Consider the following 21,937-nt stretch of genomic DNA (forward strand, 5'->3'; position numbering starts at 1 on the left):
AAGACCACTTTAAAAGATTAAACTCGCTTTACTCTACTCTGCAAATATTAAACCTAAGAGGAGGATAAAATAATGTAATGAATTTTTATTACATACATTATCTTACTTTATTTAACTTTCGCTTTTATTAAAAAATCCTCTCGTTCTTCTCGTAATTCCTCAATAGTTAAATTACGTAATGACGAACGATGCGAAACATCATCTTGATAAACAAACCCGACATGCGTAACGAAAGGCTCAATCGTGGCAATTTTTAATAACGGTGTAACTACCAGTAATTGAAGTTGCAACTTTTTAAATAACGTTAATCCAAACGTTGCTGATTCATCAGAACTTTTTAAGAAAGCTTCATCAATCACTACAAAACGGAAAGACTGTATTTGTCCGTCCTGAGATTCCAGTCCAAAATTATAAACTAAGCTGGCTGCTAGAATTGTATATGCCAGTTTTTCTTTCTGCCCACCCGATTTCCCACCGGAATCTGTATAGTGCTCATACTCTTCACCCGTTTGCCGCCAGCGCTCTGAAGCGGCAAAAGAATACCAGTTACGCACATCAATTACCTTATTGCGCCATTTGATATCTTCCTCTGACTCACCTTTAAATCGCTCGATAATTTCTTTAACTTGTAAAAACTTGGCTTCCGCATATTGTTCATCTTCTGAACCCGTTAAAATACTATCAGTACAAGCTTTGAGTTTTATTCTAAACTCTTTTATCTCATTATCAGTTACCGTTCCATGCTCTATACGAATATATCTACCATCATTATAATCAATAGAATAAAGTGACTTATTAATCCGCCCAATTCGCGTTTCAATTGTTTCACAGGCAAGTTTTAATTTACCTTGGAATAAAGCAATCTGATGAATTGTATTTTCTCTAAGTAGTGATCGAAATCTAACTTCAAAATTAGGCAATCCGTCTGTTTCTAGTTTTGTCAAAATCTCTATATATTCATTTAATGATTCTGGTCCTGCATCAATTGAATTCGTTTCCTGTGGATAACAATGATTATACATTGTCATTTTTCCTGTTAGCTCTGTATTCTTTTCACTGATCGCATCTAGATTTTCTTTAATTAGTTGCCCTAGCTTCTCTTGAAATTGTATCTTTACCTGTGAAATATTCTCAATTTTCACCGTGAAATTTTCCATCAAGATATTTTTTTGTTCATTTAGCAATCCACTTGCTTGGGCAAACTCTGCCTGACTTAGACGTGCGATAATCTCTTCTGCTTCGATAATCTGTTGACAACAATTATCCCTTTGAAGTCCTGCACGACTACGACTATCACGAACTAGCACAATTTTTTCCTGACAATTTTTATATTGCTGTTCTGCCTCCACTAATTTTTTTTGCAAGCAATATAAAAGCTCATTTGCTTTTTCCGTTTCAGTATAATCGTCTTGTTTTTTTTGTAGCTTCTGCAAAATAGCACTGACATCAAGTGTTGTGAAAGTATCAAAGCTTTCTAGATAATCTAAAGAAGATAGTCTTTTCTGGTGTGTTGTCATTTTTTCACGGACAAGTTTTATTTGCTTCTTCCAGCGTGTGATTTCTGCACTTAAGTTCGTCTTTTCCAGCTCTAATGCAGCCATTTTTCTTTGATTTGAAAAACCGAGAATATACTGCCGCCGATCATCTAATCGATGCCGATCATCTTTTTCATGCCGTTTGCCGTTGACTTTTATCTGCCCTGACTTAGTAATTGCATAATTTGCCTGACGAAAGTCTGTCATTGACTGGCAGCAAATATGTTGAAAGCGCTGTTTTAATTCTGTTTTTAACCAATTTGCAAATGGAGATTCTTCTTTTATATGAATTTTTTCTATGACGGTATTCTTCGATTTCGATTCACTAAAAATAGTATATGTTTCCCCATATTTTACACGGTAATAGATTAATTTTAATTGTAACTGCGTTTTTTCAATCCACTCTACAACTTCACCATAATGTGCGTCAGGTATTAAAAGCGATATCCCAAATCCATGCAATAGCCTTTCAATAGCACCTTCCCATTCGCTTTCCTCTTCGTTGACCTCCATAAGCTCACCGGCAAACGGCAATTCACTTTCCATTAAATCCAAATTTTTACAAAGAGTTTTTCTAATCTCTACATACACACTTGGAATACTCGATTGGCGCAAATTTAAGGAAGCTAACTCATTATTAATTTGCTGTTGTTCTTGCTTTACTTCATTAAGGTTCAAGTTATAACTATCCAAATCATCTGCTAGAACTTCATTATCTATGTTAATTTCTTGCCGAAGCTGCTCTATTTTTTTCATATGGAGTTTAAACTCTGCTTCACTCGTTGGAATTGGTAAAGCCAGCTCTTCTGCACGATATGTAAACTTTTCTAAACTGTGTTTCCGCTCCTCAAGAATTCTTTTCTCTTGCTCAATTTCAAATTTTAAATGTTCTAAACGTTGTCCACCATTTTGGGCAATCTGCACCCGTAAATCATTACATATTTTCCCGATAAATGTAAGTTCTGTATCTAATTGATTTAGTTCTTTTGTTTGTGTATCGTACTCTTCATTGAATTTTTCTAATTTTTCTCTAAATAGCTCTGCGTGCAAAGAAGCAAACCAAGGCTCTAGCCCTCGCTGCATGACTTCTAAATCCTTTTGTCTAGCTTGCAATAACTGATATTGCCCGCCGATTCTTGCTATTGGCATAAGCATAGATTGCTGTTTTTTCGCTTTCATGACAATGCCATATGCTATATCTAAGTCGTAAAAATGCCCCAACAAGCATTCGACATCCATTTGTGTATCAGGTGGCTCAAGCATATTCTGCCGAACAAAATCAGTTAATGCATCCACTTTCTTCATCGAAATTGTTTGTTGAAACAAATCCAATGCCTGCTCATATTGAATGCCAAACTTACGGCGAAAATCACGTGCATAGCTTTGATAATCTTCATAAATAGAAACTGCACTGTTTTGTGATAACTGCTTTTTTAAACTACGCATATCCGTTCCAAAATGACTAAAATTCCGCGTAATTGAAAGCGCATGGCTTCCGACCAAATAAAATCTCAAAACCTTTCTCTGTTCTTCAGAAAACCAAAATACTTGCGCTAGCGTAACCGTTGCAGCTAAATTTTCATCAGAGAATACACCTAAAATTACCGAATATTGATTCATATCGCGTAACGACTCCGGCTGTCCCATACCTTCCAGCGTTCTTTTTTGTCCAAAATATCCGCGTACATAGGAAAGGATAGACCTTTCCCTAGCACTTGCATCAGCAGCTTTATTATAAGTAATCTTACGTGGGGATACGAGCAAAGTTAAAAGAGCATCTACTAATGTAGATTTTCCTGAACCAACATCACCTGTTAATAATGAAGTATCACCATTTAAGTTTAGTGTCCAGACCTTTTCATCAAACGTTCCCCAGTTATAAACCTCTAGGCGCTGCAATCGAAACCCTAGTTTGTTCTTGGCTAAAGTTTCTTCAAGATTAAATAAATCCATCAAGAGCACCTTCTTCCTCTTTGCTTCCTTGATTTGCATACGCTTTATATTCTGCTAGCCGCTCATCCAGCTCACGAAGCCATTGTGCATTGACAAAACTACGTAGAACTCGCTGCACCTCATAAACATCGCCATCCTTTTCTAGCGGACGCAAAAATCCAAGCTTAATTACTTTATCAATACACTTCTCAATCTCTTGCATGATTTTTATTTCATTCGTAGTCGCCTGTAAAAATACACGCATACTGGCGATAATTTTCTGACGTGTAAGCAATAACCGACTATCGCCATTTGATGCATCATACTCTCCCAGATGTTTTCGCAATAAGACAATTAATAAACTAACTGCGTAGCTTAATTGATGCCGTGGGACAATTCTTGGCAAGGAATTCTCGCCTTCAGCTTGCTTTAAATACGCATACTCATCTACTTCATCCACTAGTAAACAAAGACCTAATTTAGCTACATATTCATTTATTAATTGTTGATTTTCTCGAATGATCTGCCATAAATCCGGTTGGGTATCTTGAGCAACGATTCCTTTGCATAATGCAATCAAAGCTCTAGAATACTCAGTTTCTGCTGTTGTCATTTTTTCGCCTCCTTCTTCTCACGACCGAACGATATTTTATCCAATTTTACCATCATTTTTTGTGCATCTTCTGTCTCGAAAATAATTTGTTCTTCCTTTTTACCATCAAAAGAAGATAAACTTAACCGACTAGCCAGGACCATATAATTTAATAATTCTGTCAGACCATACTTTAATGGATACGCTTCAATAACCTCCGCTAGACTCACATGCTCCTTTTCTTGTAAGAGCGTGTCAATATTTTTCTTAAGTACTTCTCGATCAATGGACACTTGCTGAAATAAAGCATCCACGGATTCTTCCGCTTCTCCATCTTTTAAAACTTTATTTTTAAAATTACGTTGCGTTGGTACATGAAATAATTTGCGATCCATTGGCAAAATAAACTCTGGTGAAATTGCATCAATTTCACTAAAAATCCCCTTTGGCGGTTGAGGGTTAAGTTCAACTGCCTTTATTTGAACATCTTGAATTAAAGCGAAAATTCGTCGCTCTTCTTCTAAATAATTCTCATCCACATAACGACGCAATTGTTTCGACAATAATGCAACCGTATCTTGTACGTGCATCGCCGCCTGCAACCAATCAAGATGAATTTTATTTAAATCTATATCAGTACCCAAATCTTTTATCGCATCGATTCTTAATACCTTCTTTAAATTACCTTCGAAAGACTCCTGTTGAGAAGATAACATCAAATACCGCCAAAATGAAGAAAAACTTCGGCCTTGTTCTGATTGGTTAATTCCATCACGTTCTGCAAAAATTTCTTCCAATAATTCTCCCTTACCATGCGTCCACGTAACAATTTTCTCAATCATTCGCCGCTCCAAATTGCGAAAATTTTCTTCAACTTCACGAAAGTCTGCTAAAATATCCTGCGCCATTACAGCCGCCTGCAAATATCGCTCTTTAATTTGCACTTCATCCAGTATTTCAATATGCCCTTGTTTTAGCTGTGTAATTTTTTCTTCTATCCTAGCCTTTTCTTCTTCTAGGAACTGCAATCTTATCTGTATATCAGTATCCGTTTCTTCTGCAATTTGCCGCACTAAATCAAAAACTGTCCGAAGCCGTGATTCCGTTCCAACAAAGGATCTGGGTTTCAATTGATACAGCCATTCTACTGCTTTTTGCGCTGCTGCCGTTAAGTCATAATGCGGCTCATTTCGATAATAAAACCGCCTTAACCAACTGTGGCTTGCATCTGCCCATACTTCTAAATATCCCTTTGCCGGGCGAACAAAAATCTCCTTTTTACCTATACCTGTTTGATCAATATAATCTTCTAAACTCGCAATGAGTTCCGGTTCAGAAATTGAGCGCCGCCCTTCAGATACAAATATACGGTAGAAAAACGCCAAAATAAAACTTGCCTGCGGTGCCGCTAATAGACGCCAAGATGCATTATTTTCTCTAAGTGCATCTAAATATGCAAATTCCATATGCTCTGAAATCCTTGCCAAAACAAAACCCCTGCTTTCTTTCTCTCCAGTCCTTAAATACAAAAAATATTTACTTTTACAAATTCATCCGAATTTTTAGGCGGAACAAAAAATCCCGTAAGCCCCGAATTCCGCCGCTGCTTTCAGTGAAGGTTAAAACTCCTCTTAAAACAGACTTGTTTATCTATTTGTCTATTCTAACATAAACATGACCCTTTCAGAAGAAAATCTAGCGACTAGAATTGAGATACAGTAGACAAAAAAATAAGCTCAATAAGAGTGGAAAATTAAATCCTTTTTTCTCTTATCAAGCTTACCATATAATTTTTGCTTTACGATAAAGTACCTCTACGACCTCATCACTTTCCATTCTATGTTGTTTAATCACACGCGCTGCTACACGATCACAAACTGCATCAGAAGCGTTTGCTAGAATTAACATGAATTGATTTCCACCAAACTCTAGATCAAAATCACTTGCTCGCAACGACTTATGAATTGCAACTTTCAATGATTGCTTTGATTCTTTAATAATATTTTTTTGATCGACATAACTATCACTTGAAATCGCTAAAATAATAATATCAACACGACAGTTTTTTTGCTTTGACAAAATTCGTTTAATTATTTGATAAGCTAACTCATACCTTTCTGGCGGAGTTAATATACTTTGATTACGTTCTTTTGCAAATACATATTTTTTAAATGATAATATATCCTGCTCAATATTTTTCAACGTAATCTTTTTGATCTCCTGCAAAATCGCATGATAGTAGGCATGTCTATTCTTACCTAGTTGTTTTGCCGAATATAAAGCAATATCCGCCTGACGATACAAGTTTGCAAAGGATATTTTATTTGTACTTTTTTCTGCAACGGCAATACCAATGGATAATGAGCATATATTTAAATAATCTACTTCTGATTTTTCTTCATTAAAATTTTTAGAAATTTCATTTACTATGGTATCAACATAATCTTCTGAAAAAGAATTATTAAGGAAGATAACGAATTCATCTCCCCCCATCCTTCCAACATAATCTTCCGCACTCAACACATTGCGAAAAACCTCTGCCAATAAAATTAAGAGTTTATCACCTACCACATGACCATAAGTATCATTCACTTGCTTATAGTTATCAATATCAAGCATCATAAAAATACCTGTATACCCTTGACCAAGTGCATGATTTACTTCAAATTCAAAAAATCTTCGATTGTACACTTGCGTAAGTGCATCGATCCCCAATGCTTTTCTATTTTCTTCCACCGACTTATTATACACTTGATATAATAGCGCCTGACTTTCACTTGCTAAATTTCCCGCAATAAAAACCGGATGTTCACTTGCTTTTACATCCAATCCATCTTCAAGCAACATTAACATAATATCTACTAGATCAGGATCAAACTGTGTTCCACGATACTTTGTTAATTCGGAAACGATAAATTGATTTGGCAGGCTACTGCGATAAGATCTTCTTGATGCCATCGCATCATAGGCATCTGCGATTCCAATAATTCGGGCCGTCAAAGGAATATTTTCTCCCGCAAGCCCATCTGGATATCCATTTCCATCATACCATTCATGATGCCACTTCGCACCATCGCAAATATTTTTTATTACTGTAATATCCTTTAATATTTCACAACCGATCGCAGTATGATTTTTAACAATTTCATATTCCTCATCTGTTAATTTTGTTGGTTTATTTAAAATTAAATCACTAATGCCAATCTTTCCTATATCATGGAGTAAAGCAATATGTTTTAGTTCTATTATTTTTTCCTGCTTCCATCCTAATATCTCAGCAATTCTTACAGCAATTTTAGCTACGCGGACAGAATGGCCTCTCGTATAACGCCCTTTTGCATCTACAGTTGCAGCAACTGTAGAAATTGCTTGCAATGAAATTTTTTCTAATTGATCCCCTTTTGCCCTTACTTGCTGTTCTAACTTTTTTTGCAGCAAATCAAGCTGTATAACGCGGTCAATACGCTTAAGCATAATTTCAGGAATAAATGGTTTTGAGATATAATCAGCAGCTCCCAATTGGAAGGCTTTTAATTCAAATTCGGGCTTTGTTTTTGATGTAATAAAAATGATTGGAATATCCGCCGTTTCTGCACAATTTCGAATTACAGAAAACGTTTCATAGCCATCCATCTTCTTCATTTCTATATCTAGTAAAATAATCGTAGGCTTTATTGTTTTTAACAAATTAATCGCGCCTAATCCAGATTCAACACAATATACGTGATAACCATCTGCTGTTAAAATATTTTCTGCCATAGTTCTATATAACAAAGTATCGTCAACAATCAATACTGAGAAAACAGGTTCTATCATCTTTTGCATTTCCATGACCTTGCATCAAACCTCCACATATACTTCTCCATGTTTCAATCAGCTGAAAATATCTATTCTTTAGCAATATGATATTCATTTTTATAAAAATAACACATTTTAAAATCACAATCGAAAAAGTAAAAATTTTTCTTCAGTTTTATATTTACAATATTTTTATTATACCAAACATTTCTATATTAACCTATAAAAAAACATAAATAGACGAATAAATTTATTGGCAATAGATGCATCTATTGAAGCGGCTAGAGCAGGTGAAGTTGGTAGAGTCTTTGCTGTCGTTGCTGAAAATATTCGTGAACTCTCATCTGCTACAAAGGAAAACGTAACTTTCGTCAACAACGTACAAAAAATTTTTGACGAATTTACTGCATTTACACAAGAAATAAAAGATTTTAGTAAACAAATTATTGATAGCATTGACCTTACGAGTAAAAAAATTAGTGAAGAAACGACAAGTGTTGATTCAATTGCTGATGTAGTTAACTCCTTTGGCGGCAAAATTGATAAACTAAATAAAAAATGAGTATAAAATCCATAATCATTTGCAGTATGATTGATTTTCTGCCATAAAATTCACTCGAAGCCAATTATTTTTATTTTCTTAAAATTTATTTTTTAAGTATATCAAATGAATATTGATTTACCCATAAAATATTCTGTATACTTCTTGGTCTGTAACAGCAAAAAAGATCACACGGATTTTCTCTCGTGTGATCTTCATTAATCAATTATTCATTTCCTGATTTTTTTTCTACTGCCGCAAGCGATGCAACTTTATCATTTTCAGCAGTTTTCATCAATGTAACGCCTTGTGTATTACGACTAATTACAGATATATCATCCACGTCCATGCGGATAACAATACCTTCTGTAGAAATCAGAATCAATTCTTGTCCTGGCTTTACAACCTTGATTCCAATAACCCGTCCAGTTTTTTCTGTAACCTTCATGTTAATAATACCTTTACCACCGCGCCCTTGTGCACGATACTCATCCGTAGATGTCCGCTTACCATAACCTTCTTCTGTTACAGTTAAGACTTCAGCATCACGCTTAATTTTATCCATGCCAACGACTTCATCACCTTTATTTAAGCGGATTCCAATCACACCACGAGCTGTCCTTCCCATAGATCTTACATCTGTTTCAGCGAATGTAATTGCCATGCCATCTCGCGTGCCGATAATCAAGTGCTGTTCGCCATTGGTGAATTTTACACCGATTAATTCATCATCTTCATCAAGTGAAATTGCGATTAATCCACCTTTACGAGCCGTATCGTATTCCATTAATTCCGTTTTCTTAACAATTCCCTTTTTTGTTGCCATGAACAAGAATTTACCAGGTGAGAATTGTCTAATTGGAATTACAGCAGTAATCTTTTCATCCGCATCTAACGGCAATAAATTAATAATTGCCGTCCCCTTCGCCGTGCGTCCGGCTTCCGGAATTTCATAGCCTTTTAAGCGATATACTTTTCCGCGGGAAGTAAAGAACATAATATTATGATGCGTCGTTGTTACAAACAGATGCTCTACAAAATCTTCTTCTTTCGTTCCCATGCCAGCAACACCACGACCACCACGTTTTTGACTGCGATATGTATCGACTGGTAAACGTTTAATATAATTGCCATGTGTAAGCGTAATGACAATATCTTCTTGTGCAATCAAATCTTCCATGTCAATCTTTGATGTATCAATGGTAATTGCAGTACGACGCCCATCACCAAATTTACGTTTAATTTCAGTCAGTTCTTCTTTGATAATATTCAATACTTTTTGTCCATCTGCGAGAACAGATTCTAACCAAGCAATTGTTTCAAGTAAGTTTTTATATTCTTCATCAATTTTTTCACGTTCAAGTCCAGTTAAACGTTGTAACCGTAAATCTAGAATTGCTTGTGCTTGCTTTTCTGATAAATCAAAACTTTCCATTAACGCATTACGCGCAATATCTGTCGTTTGAGATTGACGGATTGTCGCAATTACTTGATCAATATGATCGAGTGCAATGCGTAAACCTTCTAAAATATGAGCCCTTGCTTTTGCTTTTGCAAGTTCATATTGCGTTCTTCTTGTAATTACTTCTTTTTGATGCTCTAAATAATAGTAAATAACTTCACGCAAATTCAAAACGCGCGGTCTGCCATCTACAAGCGCCAGCATAATAACCCCAAAGCTTTCCTGCATTTGCGTATGTTTATATAATTGATTCAAAATTACATCTGGATTAGAATCACGACGAAGTTCAATTACGATACGCATCCCTTTACGGTCACTTTCATCACGTAAATCTGTAATGCCTTCAATAGATTTATCGCGCACTAATTCTGCAATTTTTTCAACTAAACGCGCTTTATTCACCTGATATGGAATCTCTGTTACAACAATCCGCGGCTTGCCATTCGACATTATTTCAATACGTGCCTGTGCACGCATTTTCACAACACCGCGACCAGTATTATACGCAGAAAAAATTCCTTCTGTTCCTAAGATTAAGCCTCCCGTTGGAAAATCTGGGCCTTTAATCGCAGTCATTAATTCATTAATTGTTACCTCTGAATTATCAATCATCATCAATACGCCATCAATGACTTCGCCAAGGTTATGCGGAGGTATATTCGTTGCCATGCCGACAGCGATACCAGCAGAACCATTTACTAGTAAATTAGGAATTTTTGATGGCAATACCGAAGGCTCTTTTAAAGATTCATCATAGTTTGGTACAAAATCAACTGTCTCTTTTTCTAAATCAGCTAACATCAGTTCCGCAACGCGAGACATACGCACTTCTGTATAACGCATTGCCGCCGCAGAGTCGCCGTCAATTGAACCAAAGTTACCATGCCCATCTACAAGTAAATAACGCGTAGAAAAATCTTGCGCCATCCGTACAGTAGCTTCATAAACCGAGCTGTCACCATGCGGATGATATTTACCTAATACTTCCCCAACAATACGTGCCGATTTTTTATACGGCTTGTTTGGAGCCATTCCTGCTTCATGCATTGCATACAAAATACGACGATGAACAGGCTTTAAACCATCACGTACATCCGGTAAAGCACGCATGACAATAACGCTCATTGCATAATCAATATAGGAATTACGCATTTCGTCTTCAATACGCACCGGTAAAACTTTACCTAAACCAAAATCCACAATCTCACCTCAAAATATTCAAATTTCATTTATCCACTGGCAATAAGTCAAAACTTTTGCATTATCCAATAGAAGGAATCTCTTGCAAGCCTTTGGATTTTCCGTCTGCTTTTTCAGACACTGTTTATCTATGTAAAAATTAATTTTCTTAATAGTAAATACTAACATCATATTATATCATTTTATTCTTTCCAATTCAATGAATTCTATGCGATACTAGATTTTTCGAGAATTTAGCAAATTTTTTTATTTTTTTTCTTAAAATAAATAATTTATTTATTTTTTGATTACGACTGACTTTAAAATAGCACGTAATAAAATTCTTACAAGCATTTCTTTTTTGTATTACTTTTTATTCCAGTGGTTAAAATATTTGACTAAAAAGTCAATAAAATTAACATTATGCTTAACTTCATTGATTTCTATCTATTTATCGATATTTTGTCATAACATTAATAATACATTAATTTAATTATTTTTTAGTAGGTTATCCGTATTACCAAGACTTTTTTTTAGTATTTATTAACTATAATTTTAAATTTTAAGTTATTAAATATTAAAAAATGATTAAATATCCTACTGTAAATTCGGAATTTATCTGATATTCGTAACAGGTAAAATTTTCCTATAATATTCTTGTAGAACAATGTAACATTTTGTCGAAATTTAAATAGCAAAGTTTATGACACGAGAATAGACATGTCGTAGAAATAATATTCTCTTACTTAAAAGAGAATCTAAAAGGAGCTGTATTTATTAGTCATTTCCTCTAAAAAAATTGCAAAATTCCGCGGATAAATGTATTTATCCGCGGAATTTTGCAATTTTATATCATGTGTTATAACGAAATTCAACTTTAAAATTTATATTTAATTTAATAATAAATAACAAATCAAAATGAAATGCCAATAAAGAATTTAAAATATTACTCATTATAAAAAGAAAAGAAGTGATAAAAAAATTTATACATATATGCCTCTATGCCTCTGAAATTAAATTGAGAATTGCTTATTAAAATAAAATGCATCAGAAATAATTCTTCTAATGCATGTTTTCGCTCTTAAAAGATTCTTATTAGTTTTCTTCAGCTAATATTTTACTTCTAAAACTAAATAATTTTTCTGCTTTACTCTTATTTATTTTTAAAAGCTTCTTTTTAATGAAAAATAGTCCTGCTATAAAATATAGATATTATTCAACTTTTTAATTCTTATATTTTTCTTGATCGTCTATATCTAACATCTAAATCACAAAAACAAAATGATTATATTTCAGATAGCTTTTATGAATAAGAATTTTCTAGGATAACCTCTATAAATAACATTTGAAGCAAAAGCGTATTCTCAATATGATATAAATTTTACAACGGATAAAGAAGGGCTGGTAAATTAAGATGAAAAAAAATAGGAAGTTTAAAAAGTGTTGCAGCTTAGCATTAGCTGGACTAATTGCGCTTGAATTATCTGGAACAGCTTTGGCGGCCGAAAGTATAACAACAGTACCAACATTAGAAGAAGAACTAGCAACCTTAGAACGTCAACTGGCTGAACTAGAAAACTCTTTACAAATGGAACAGGATAAAACGGTTGAGCAAAAAAAAGAGGCTGATAACAAGTTAGACAAATGGAATATCTCTGGAGATATTCGTGTAAAATGGGAAAACAGTGAAGCTGGCGGTAAATGGAAAGAACGTGCCCGCTTATCAGTCAATAATGATATCAATGAAAAAATGAGTTTTTATACGCGATGGTCGATGATGGAAGACAATGAATTTGGCTTATCCGACCATTTTGCTCATAAAATCAATACAAACAATACAAACCACTCTGTCGCAAAAACGGTTTATCCAGATTTAGGTGCAACGGATAGCGGCTGGGTATCTGATGCGTATTTAAAAGTAAAAGATAGTTTTGGCGCTAATGAAATTGTTGTGGGTCGCTTCGGACAAACCTTTGGAGCAACTGGTTTTTGGGCTGACGAAGATGCGTATGGTGGTATTGATGGAATAAAAATGACTTTTGGTAATAAAGCAAAAGTTACAATTGGTTATGCCGATTTCGGTGCTAATCTTGATTACCCCGATTTTACAAGTAAAAATGTACAAACCAACGACTACCTTGGCGATGCTTATCTAGTCAAGCCACTTGAAGAAGCTTATTTTCTAAATGCAACAATTCCAATAGGTAATGCTGTAACGTTACATGGGATGATGCTAAAAGAAAAAGAGGGAGATTCTACACGCCATACCACTGGTGATGCTTATATCCCTTATTACGATGAAATGCCTAGCGATTACGATCTAAGAGGCGTCGGAGTTACAGCTAAACTAGACAAAAACTTCACTTTTGTTGGGGATTATATGGTGAATGCTGCAAACCACAGCATCTATATGGCAAACGGTACTTGGGGAGGAAATAAAGTAGGAAGTGCTGAGGAAGGCCGATATGTACGCCAAGAGTATGATGACCAAAAAGCATTATATCTCAGTCTACGCTATAAAGGCGCAAAATGGGGTGACCAAGGTTCTTTTGGTATGAATCTTGACTATCGTGATATCGATGCTGCAACGCGTTCTAATATGACCGCTGGAGCGTATTATTCTTTAAATTCCATGCTATACAACCCTTATTCATCTAGCGATAATACTTTAGTTAGCGATGGTATTAAAGGACCTGTCATCGGATTCCAATATATGATAACCAAAGATATTATGCTACAAGGTATGCATGCATTTAACAATAAACAAAGCTTCTATGACTACGATTATGGAAAAGTTAACGGAAATTATACCGCACATTCAGATTTAAAAACAGAAGATGCCTCTAATTACACATTTGTCTCATTATCTGCACGTTTCTAATGTACAGCGTTGAGAATAAAGAGACCTTAATTAAAACGATTCTTTTAATTATGTAGTATATACGCGTTAGATTATGGGAGGAAATATAAAATGAAAAAAAGCAATAAATGCTTCATTATGGCTCTAACTGCGGCTATTTCTTTGAATTTTGCAAATTCAGCTTTTGCTGCACCGACACAAGAAGAAATTAACGCATTAAAAACAGAAATTGCCGAATTAAGTAAATTACTTAAAGTAGAGCAAAATAAGGATAAATTCCAAGAGAAAAAAGAAAAAAGAGACAAACTTTGGGAGTTTAAAGGCGATGCGAGATTTAAATACTCTAATTTAGGTTCCAGTTCTAAAACAACGGAACGATTCAGAATCACGATGGATCATCCTGTTGGTGATGATATGAATTTTCATATGCGTTGGAACGTGATGGACGACAATGAATTTGGTTTAACTTCAAATCGTGCAGACAATTTATACAGCGCTAATGGATCTTATCGCTATGCAGATTTCTCCGGCTCGGACAACAACTGGATTTCAGATGCTTACATAGAAATGTATGATGCCTTAGGAGCAAAAGCTATTACTGCTGGTCGTTTTGGACAAACCTTTGGAGCAACTGGGTTCTGGTCAGATGCTGAGGCATCTGGCGGAATTGATGGGATAAAATTTGATTTTACCGATGATAAACGGATCACTGTTGGTTTTGCTAATTTTGGTGCAGCAATGGAATATCCAGAGTATGTTACGGGTGGGACATCCGCGACTTATCCTAATGGAGACTCTGCAACACCATATTATTTCACTAAAGGAATTGAAGATGCTTTCTTCTTAAATGCCAAATTTCCAATCAGTGATAAAACCGACTTCTACACAATGTATTTAAAAGAAGTCGGCAGTGCGAGAGCCAATGCATTGATGACATCAAATTCCACTAAACCTACAGAAGCAGAGTGGAGCGGTGGTCATGAGCTCTGGGGACTTGGTGTTAAAACAGAGATTACTGATAATGTAAACTTACTCGGAGACTTTATGCAAAACCGAGCTTTTGATGATCATCAAAATGCTTACTATTTAAGTTTACGCTATAAAGGTGCTGACATCGAAAAACCTGGCTCCTTTGGAGTAAACTTAGACTATAGACACATTGATGCAGCTTACACAAGAGAAAATAATAAAGGAACAGAGTACTACTCTATCCTTGCAGGAAACAAACTTTCCAGTGATATGACATTAGCCGAAGACGGCATTAAAGGTCCGGTTATTGGATTCCAATGGGCACCTGGATATGATTTATTGGTAGAAGCGAAGAGATCATTTGCAACAAAATATACAGAAACTGGTGAAAAAGCTGATGATTATACTTCAATCTCCCTTTCAACGAAATTTTAATTAAGATAAATATAGTTTTGGAGTGAAATAAATGAAAAAATATCTAGCAGCTACATTGTCAGTAACGTTAAGTTTAGGTTTTGCTGGTACAGTATTTGCAGCAGAACCCGATACGAGCGATGCTGAGTACCAACAGCTAAAAAATCGCGTTGCATATTTACGTGAGGAACTATCCAATTTAAAGCAAGATAAAGAAGAAATTCGCAAAGAAGAAACAAAAGATGATAAAGCTTTAAAAGTCAGCGGTGATATGCGCATAAAGTTAATTGACCAACATATTGGCAAGCATAGTACAATCACTGAAAGTGTTGGCTTCAAAGTCAGATATAATATTAGTGATGATCTGGTAGTACAAGCAAAATATGACGCAATGTCAGATAACGGATTTGGATTAACGAGCCGAAATACAGCTGGACTGCCTGATTTTAGCGCTGGTGATGAACGTTATGATGATTTTAGTGGATCTGATAACCATGCACTATCAAATTTATTCCTAAAAAAGAGAAATTTTTTAGGCGACAATAGCTTGACGGTCGGACGCATGGGGCACAATATAGGTGCTACTAAATATTGGGCCGATAGTAATAGTTCTGGTTACTTTGATGGAGTAAAAGTAAGCTTTGGGAACGAAGAAAATTTAAGCATTGCTTATGGTAATTGGGATGCAGTTGATACTTACGATAAATATTGGAATAACTTAAATGCTTCTTGGTCAGAGAAACATAAAGGCTTGGAAAGATGTTACTTGATTTACGGTAAACAAGCCTTAGGCGATGGTACTACCTTATACGGTTGGATGCTTGATGAGGTTGAAGCCAAAGAGCGCAATGATTTTAAAATGCGCGGTATCGGATTTAAACGAGCCCTAGCAAAAGATCTTTCTATCGCCGCTGACTATTCAAAGAATTTAGCACAAGATGCAGAAGGCATCTTTGTTCGTTTAAAATACAAAGGCGCTGACCGCGCAGTTCCTGGCAGCTATACAATTGGGTTAGATTACGAAAGAATTGAACCAGGAAACATATACGCGACTGCATTAAATGGTGTAAATACAGTAAGCCTAGGACTTCGTGACCAGCTTGGTACGAACACATTTATTCTATGGGGCGAGTATATATTGCGCCGCGATATGAAAATTGCACTATATCAGTCTATAGGTAGAAAGGCAATGAAAGATTATAGTAGTGATGATTATGGCAGTTGGAAAACCGGCGATAGCGCACCTGCCTATTCGAGAATTAATCTTATCTGGTATTTCTAATCTTAAATCACAATTGCTTTAAATGCATTATTAATAGGGGGATTTTCGGATGGATAAAAAAATCTGGCAAAATGATATCAGCCGTCGAAAGTTTTTAGGCATATCAGCTGGCGTAGTGTCCAGTTTTATGTTTAGTAATATTTTTAAACCTACACACGTTGGTGCTGCTGCGGGAGAAGATTATAAAAGAATTGTAGTATTAACAGACGTACATGTTCCAAGTTCAAAAGATAAATTAAAAATTGCCGCTCTTCAAGATATTAATTCTTGGAATGACGTTGACCATGTAGTGGTAACAGGCGATCTTTGTCATGAAGTTGGCGACGAAAAGGAATTAAAAGCAGCCGTTGAGCTGATGAGCCATTGTAAAAAGAAACGCTATGTACTTACTGGCAATCATGATTATCTCTACTCTGACGGAACAAACGAGGGCGGAAAATATCAAGCAGGGCCAAAAGAAAGGGCATTTAAATTAGAACGTTTCCGCAGATATTTTAATATGAACGCTTTGTATTTCTCAAAGGATGTAGGAGATTATCATTTAGTATATCTTTCCCCAGATTCTTTGGATACAATTCATCTGACCGAAATGTCCGTAGAACAGCTAGCATGGTTGGCCGCAGATTTAGAAATGAATCGCGACAAACCAACAATTATATTTTTCCACGGTTCATTAGAGGGTACATGGGATAATAATGGCAAAAACTGGCCTAAAAATCCAAAATTTATGGCGCAGCCAATAGATGATGTCAGAGATATCTTAAAAGCTAATCCGCAAGTTATGATTTGGGTATCTGGACATTTACATCTTGGTGTATATAATCAAAGCTCTTGCAATGAAAAAATCTATACTTACGATGTTAATAAAGTCCAAAATATGCATAATCCCGCACTACTCGGCACAGGATATCAACGTAGTGATAGTGATGATGGTGGTGCATACCCTGCACTTTGGACAAGATCATTATATTTATATTCTGACAGAGTAGAATTTAGGACTTATGATCATACCAATCAAAAATTCTTAACCGACTTAGATAGAGCAATCAAAGTTACAAGAAGATAATCTCTGAATTGCAATTATTACTACTTTTACTTTAACACAAAGCGATAATTGGCAAGATGAATCATCGTTATGAGTAAATATTGATATAAGTTTTTTTATTTATAATATTTTCCATCTCCATTATAAATAAAAAATAATGAAAAGAGACTGTTAAATAACGGTCTCTTTTCTATTTAATAAAAATTTAATCGTAAAGCATTCATAAATAAAAATTTTCTGCATATATCAATAAGATAAACTTTAAGTAACCTCTCCTGCACTACCTCCATATATTGTTTGTAAGAACACCACTATGGAGGTTACTTCTATGGATTTGTCATACCTTATTCTAATTGGTATTACCGTAAGTATTGATGGTTTTTTTGCTGGTATGGCATATGGAATAAAGAAAATTACAATTCCCTATGCATCCTTACTTACTATTGGTTTAGTCAATTTATTTTGTACAACTATTGCAATTTGTTCTTCACTTTACCTCGGTCACTTTATTAACCCTATTTTTGCAGCTTCAATCAGCGCTTTATTGTTAATCCTGCTTGGAACAATTAACCTGCTTAAAGAATATATTTCCGATTTAACTGATAAAACTTCAGATAAATTTAAAATTACAATTCCGATTGGCTGCTTAGTTATCAATATTATGAAAAAACCTGAGCGTGCAGATGTTGACCATTCATTAATTTTAAATACGCGTGAAGCTATACTGCTTGGTTTTGCTCTAGGTATTGATAATATGACAGCTGCTTTTGCAATTGGATTAATGACGGCTTCACCTTGCTATGTTCCTATCACTTTAAGTGTAATTCAAATTAGCCTTGTTTGGTTTGGTATTATTTTCGCTGGCAAAATTGCTAAAGACACTTGGCAAAAAAGGACAGCTTACATTCCAGGAATTGTTTTAATTTTAATGGGCCTTTTACGAATTTTATAGATAAGGCTGATTCAAAGGGGATTTTTACTCCATTTGGATTTTAAACACTTCTCACTACGTCTCTCTTCCAATAAAAAAGAGATAGCATACTAACTTCTTTTGTTAGATGCCATCTCTTTTTTATTTTGCAATTTTAGCATAAATATACCCTTCACGTACACCAGATGAACTTATATATAAATGGTCACTTTCAAAAAAATCTGCTAATGTTATCAAAATAATTACACCTGGCATAATCGTCCGAATACGCTCCGGAACAATTTTTAGAATTAAATCAAGATTATCATTCGTTGGCATTCCAACTTCATTTCTTCCAAAAGTAAGGGATTCAACCATTTCTTTAAGTTTATCAATACTCAACTCGACATTATCAACTTCTAAATCAAAAATTTCATTATACAATTTTACCGTAGCGCGCATCGTTCCGCCTACACCGCAGATATATTCTTGCCTTCCATACACCTGCGCTTTTATTTGTTCCAATTCATCTAATACTGCTTGTCTTATATTACTTTCATCCTCTTCAATTGGAAAAATATTTTGTACATAGTTTTTGTACATATTCAAGGAACCGATAGGCAAGCTTACCATTGATTTAATCTCATCTCCCTGATAAATAACGAGTTCCGTACTTCCTCCACCAATATCAATTAAGATACCATCTTGAATTACCGTCGCTTGCGTTGCTCCAACGAAATCTAGAAAAGCTTCTTCTTCTCCTGAGATTAAATCAACAGTAATTCCTGTTATCCTCTCTATCTCAGCAACAGCTTCTTTGCTATTTTTCACATTTCTTAAGGCGGCAGTAGCAAAAGCAGCTATATTGTCAATATTAAAATTTTTCAATAAACGCTTAAAATCATGAATAGCTTCACATGCTGCAACAATTCCCTCTTCTATCATTACGTCATCTTTAATGTAACCAGCAAGCCCTGTCATAAATTTCTTTTTTAACAGCATCTCAATCTGCTTACCTTTAATATCATAAATAGCCAACCTAATCGTATTAGAGCCAATATCAATAATCCCATACACCACTGCCGCCACCACCTCTTTTATCTTCACTTAATATAAGTAAACAAGTTTACACTCATCATATCATAGGTCGACATAATTAAACAAATATATCTTTTATTTATTATTTATCTATCTTTCTATTATTTTAAAATATCAAACAGTTGTTTTCCAATTAAAATAACCGTCATAAAAATGAATAAAGGGCGGACATAAGATGCCCCTTTTACTATTGCCATTTTTGTTCCTGCAATTGCTCCAAAAATCATTCCTATTCCCATTGGTAAAGCATAAGCATAATTCACTAGACCTAAAGATGTAAACACAACCATTGCCGAAATATTACTGCCAAAATTTAAAGCTCTGGCATTTCCCGCTGCCATAATAAAATCAAAACCAATACACAAAAAAGCAAACAATAAAAAAGAACCTGCGCCCGGGCCAAAAAAACCATCATAAAACCCTAATACAAAAGCTACACCACCACTAAGTATTGCTGTTTTTTTATTCATCCCATGATAAGTAGAGTTTTCCCCCCAGTCCTTTTTCATCAAGCTATAAATTGTAACGATGACTAACATTCCCACGACAATAGGTTTTAAAAAATCTGGTGGAATCATTCGCACTGTAAATACACCTAAAGCTGAACCAATAACAGATAATGGGAATAAGTATTTTATTAATTTCAAATCAACTTTCCCTGATCGCATAAAAGCCACTGTACTCGTAATACTGCCCATAAATGCCGCCATTTTATTCGTCCCTAATACAACGACTGGCGACAGCCCCGTCATCATCAATGATGGTACAGAAATAAGGCCGCCTCCACCAACAACAGAATCAATAAATGATGCGATAAAACCTGCTCCAATTAAAAAGATAAGCATTTCAATACTAAGTTCTTCAAACATAAATTCACCTTCTAACAAAAATAGAGATGTTGCAATATTGCAACACCTCTAAGATTCGGATAGAAATAAAATAGTTGCTAACTAACTAGATGTGCATAGTCGTTAAGCACGCTAGATTTTTTATTCTTCAACTACAGTAACATTTTGCATTACTGCACCTTGACGAATATGATCAACAACATCCATTCCTTTTATCACTTGACCAAATACAGTATGAACACCATCTAAATGTGGTTGTGCTTCATATACGATAAAAAATTGACTTCCGCCTGTGTCTTTTCCACGATGCGCCATAGACAAAGCACCACGATCATGAATATGCGGATTACCCTCTGTTTCACATGGAATTGTGTAGCCTGGACCGCCTGTTCCATTACCATTAGGACATCCACCTTGTGCTACGAATTCAGGAATTACGCGATGGAATGTTAATCCATTGTAAAAACCTTCATTGATTAATTTTACAAAATTTGCAACTGTACCAGGTGCCTCTTTTTCAAATAATTCAATTTCAATATTACCATCTGCCATTTCAATAATCGCTTTTTTCATTCGTAAACCTCTCTTTTTCGTAATTATACAAGGATATTATAACAAGGCTTACTGCTCTTAGGCAATACTCTTCATTAAGACGACACCTGTCACCATACATAAAACACCGGCAATTCCAACAGCATTCAGCCTAACACCATAGAGTGTAATATCAAGCCCTGTTGTTAACAATAATCCCAATGCCCCCCATAGAGCATAAGCAATACTCAAATCCATTGTCTTTACAGCCTGCGCTAGAGCAATAAATGCAATAATAATTAATAGTACTGCACCAGTACCCCACAATTTATACTTAAATCCTTGTGATTTTTTCAAACAAATATTTGCAACAACGTCACACAAAATTGAGCCAATTAAGAATAAGAATCCCTCATTCATTTAAATCACCACATTTCTTTGTGTCTGACATACCATATTTCAGCAATATAATACCAACAAGAATTGCCCCTATTCCAGCAATTTTTTTCATTGACATAACTTCATTAAATAAAAGACAACCAATACCGGTAACCGCGACAAGTCCTAGCCCCTCCCATGTCGCATAAGCAACACTAAGCGGAATTTTAGTAACAGCTTTCGCTAAGAAAAAATAAGAAAGGCCTACCATGAATAATAATACACCGTAATTCAATACGGATACATTTTCCCCAACGAATTTTAACATCGTTGTGCCTGCTACTTCAGTAATGATTGCTATAAAAAGCGCGCACCACTGCAGCATAATATCTAACCCCTTACTATATAAACAGCTATAAAATATAAGCTGTTTTTTATTTGTAAAGCACTAACTTTACGCTATTATTGTAACATTAATCCCCTTGTCTTAGCGAATGTCCCTATCCATGCCAATCCGTGATTAAACCAAATGGCTAATGAGTTCCTTGCATCTCCATCAATCT

General features: G+C 35.1%; 16 protein-coding genes. 6 read left to right on the forward strand and 10 right to left on the reverse strand.

Going from position 1 to position 21,937, the window contains the following annotated elements; translation table 11 throughout:
- Positions 1-107: 107 nt before the first annotated feature.
- From ACWZFG_RS11265 to ACWZFG_RS11280, 4 genes are all read right to left on the reverse strand, one after another.
- On the reverse strand, positions 108-3,488 hold the full coding sequence (locus ACWZFG_RS11265) for an ATP-binding protein (RefSeq protein ID WP_455577656.1): 3,381 nt from the start codon (positions 3,486-3,488) through the stop codon (positions 108-110).
- Positions 3,475-4,080 carry a DUF4194 domain-containing protein gene (locus tag ACWZFG_RS11270; RefSeq protein WP_455577657.1) on the reverse strand — a complete coding sequence of 202 codons (606 nt, stop codon included), beginning with the start codon at positions 4,078-4,080 and terminating at the stop codon, positions 3,475-3,477. Before ACWZFG_RS11270 ends, ACWZFG_RS11265 begins: the two co-directional genes overlap by 14 nt.
- A complete protein-coding gene (locus ACWZFG_RS11275; protein ID WP_455577658.1) occupies positions 4,077-5,546 on the reverse strand; it encodes a DUF3375 domain-containing protein in 1,470 nt (489 codons plus the stop codon). The genes ACWZFG_RS11270 and ACWZFG_RS11275 overlap by 4 nt, the downstream gene beginning before the upstream one ends.
- A 292-nt stretch (positions 5,547-5,838) precedes the next feature.
- Positions 5,839-7,890, reverse strand: coding sequence for a diguanylate cyclase domain-containing protein (locus tag ACWZFG_RS11280; RefSeq protein ID WP_455577659.1), 2,052 nt, complete (start codon positions 7,888-7,890; stop codon positions 5,839-5,841).
- 199 nt (positions 7,891-8,089) lie between these two features.
- Between ACWZFG_RS11280 and ACWZFG_RS11285 the strand changes: the two genes are divergently transcribed.
- Entirely contained in the window at positions 8,090-8,419 is a 330-nt protein-coding gene (locus tag ACWZFG_RS11285) for a methyl-accepting chemotaxis protein (protein WP_455577683.1), read from the forward strand.
- Positions 8,420-8,624: 205 nt separating this feature from the next.
- On the opposite strand, the gene gyrA is transcribed toward ACWZFG_RS11285, so the two are convergent.
- Positions 8,625-11,060 carry a DNA gyrase subunit A gene (gyrA, locus tag ACWZFG_RS11290; RefSeq protein WP_177504744.1) on the reverse strand — a complete coding sequence of 812 codons (2,436 nt, stop codon included), beginning with the start codon at positions 11,058-11,060 and terminating at the stop codon, positions 8,625-8,627.
- Positions 11,061-12,453: 1,393 nt separating this feature from the next.
- On the opposite strand from gyrA, the gene ACWZFG_RS11295 reads away from it, so the two are divergent.
- The 5 genes from ACWZFG_RS11295 to ACWZFG_RS11315 all read left to right on the forward strand — a co-directional run bounded on the left by ACWZFG_RS11295 (position 12,454) and on the right by ACWZFG_RS11315 (position 18,561).
- Positions 12,454-13,920 (forward strand): hypothetical protein, encoded by a 1,467-nt coding sequence (locus ACWZFG_RS11295; RefSeq protein ID WP_455577660.1) that lies wholly within the window; start codon positions 12,454-12,456, stop codon positions 13,918-13,920.
- 90 nt (positions 13,921-14,010) lie between these two features.
- Positions 14,011-15,303 (forward strand): hypothetical protein, encoded by a 1,293-nt coding sequence (locus ACWZFG_RS11300; protein WP_147669325.1) that lies wholly within the window; start codon positions 14,011-14,013, stop codon positions 15,301-15,303.
- A 31-nt stretch (positions 15,304-15,334) separates the two neighbouring features.
- Entirely contained in the window at positions 15,335-16,564 is a 1,230-nt protein-coding gene (locus tag ACWZFG_RS11305) for a hypothetical protein (RefSeq protein ID WP_177505975.1), read from the forward strand.
- Positions 16,565-16,613: 49 nt separating this feature from the next.
- Positions 16,614-17,630 (forward strand): metallophosphoesterase family protein, encoded by a 1,017-nt coding sequence (locus tag ACWZFG_RS11310; protein WP_418627151.1) that lies wholly within the window; start codon positions 16,614-16,616, stop codon positions 17,628-17,630.
- 292 nt (positions 17,631-17,922) lie between these two features.
- Entirely contained in the window at positions 17,923-18,561 is a 639-nt protein-coding gene (locus ACWZFG_RS11315) for a manganese efflux pump (RefSeq protein ID WP_455577661.1), read from the forward strand.
- Positions 18,562-18,681: 120 nt separating this feature from the next.
- Here ACWZFG_RS11315 and ACWZFG_RS11320 read toward each other — a convergent pair whose 3' ends face one another.
- From ACWZFG_RS11320 to ACWZFG_RS11340, 5 genes are all read right to left on the reverse strand, one after another.
- Entirely contained in the window at positions 18,682-19,599 is a 918-nt protein-coding gene (locus tag ACWZFG_RS11320) for a Ppx/GppA phosphatase family protein (protein WP_455577662.1), read from the reverse strand.
- 119 nt (positions 19,600-19,718) lie between these two features.
- A complete protein-coding gene (locus tag ACWZFG_RS11325) occupies positions 19,719-20,486 on the reverse strand; it encodes a sulfite exporter TauE/SafE family protein (RefSeq protein WP_418627154.1) in 768 nt (255 codons plus the stop codon).
- A 120-nt stretch (positions 20,487-20,606) separates the two neighbouring features.
- Positions 20,607-21,038: a peptidylprolyl isomerase gene (locus tag ACWZFG_RS11330; protein WP_147669337.1), complete on the reverse strand. Its 432-nt coding sequence runs from the start codon at positions 21,036-21,038 to the stop codon at positions 20,607-20,609.
- 57 nt (positions 21,039-21,095) lie between these two features.
- Positions 21,096-21,416: a DMT family transporter gene (locus ACWZFG_RS11335; RefSeq protein WP_177505980.1), complete on the reverse strand. Its 321-nt coding sequence runs from the start codon at positions 21,414-21,416 to the stop codon at positions 21,096-21,098.
- A complete protein-coding gene (locus ACWZFG_RS11340; protein ID WP_147669341.1) occupies positions 21,409-21,759 on the reverse strand; it encodes a DMT family transporter in 351 nt (116 codons plus the stop codon). Before ACWZFG_RS11340 ends, ACWZFG_RS11335 begins: the two co-directional genes overlap by 8 nt.
- Positions 21,760-21,937: the final 178 nt, after the last annotated feature.

Source organism: Anaerosinus sp. (genome assembly GCF_965318445.1).

Bases quoted from the DNA above. Each gene is read 5' to 3' on its own strand.
- ACWZFG_RS11265 (WP_455577656.1), bottom strand. From the start codon at position 3,488: ATGGATTTATTTAATCTTGAAGAAACTTTAGCCAAGAACAAACTAGGG.
- ACWZFG_RS11270 (WP_455577657.1), bottom strand. From the start codon at position 4,080: ATGACAACAGCAGAAACTGAGTATTCTAGAGCTTTGATTGCATTATGC.
- ACWZFG_RS11280 (WP_455577659.1), bottom strand. From the start codon at position 7,890: ATGGAAATGCAAAAGATGATAGAACCTGTTTTCTCAGTATTGATTGTT.
- ACWZFG_RS11295 (WP_455577660.1), top strand. From the start codon at position 12,454: ATGAAAAAAAATAGGAAGTTTAAAAAGTGTTGCAGCTTAGCATTAGCT.
- ACWZFG_RS11300 (WP_147669325.1), top strand. From the start codon at position 14,011: ATGAAAAAAAGCAATAAATGCTTCATTATGGCTCTAACTGCGGCTATT.
- ACWZFG_RS11305 (WP_177505975.1), top strand. From the start codon at position 15,335: ATGAAAAAATATCTAGCAGCTACATTGTCAGTAACGTTAAGTTTAGGT.
- ACWZFG_RS11310 (WP_418627151.1), top strand. From the start codon at position 16,614: ATGGATAAAAAAATCTGGCAAAATGATATCAGCCGTCGAAAGTTTTTA.
- ACWZFG_RS11315 (WP_455577661.1), top strand. From the start codon at position 17,923: ATGGAGGTTACTTCTATGGATTTGTCATACCTTATTCTAATTGGTATT.
- ACWZFG_RS11325 (WP_418627154.1), bottom strand. From the start codon at position 20,486: ATGTTTGAAGAACTTAGTATTGAAATGCTTATCTTTTTAATTGGAGCA.
- ACWZFG_RS11330 (WP_147669337.1), bottom strand. From the start codon at position 21,038: ATGAAAAAAGCGATTATTGAAATGGCAGATGGTAATATTGAAATTGAA.
- ACWZFG_RS11335 (WP_177505980.1), bottom strand. From the start codon at position 21,416: ATGAATGAGGGATTCTTATTCTTAATTGGCTCAATTTTGTGTGACGTT.
- ACWZFG_RS11340 (WP_147669341.1), bottom strand. From the start codon at position 21,759: ATGCTGCAGTGGTGCGCGCTTTTTATAGCAATCATTACTGAAGTAGCA.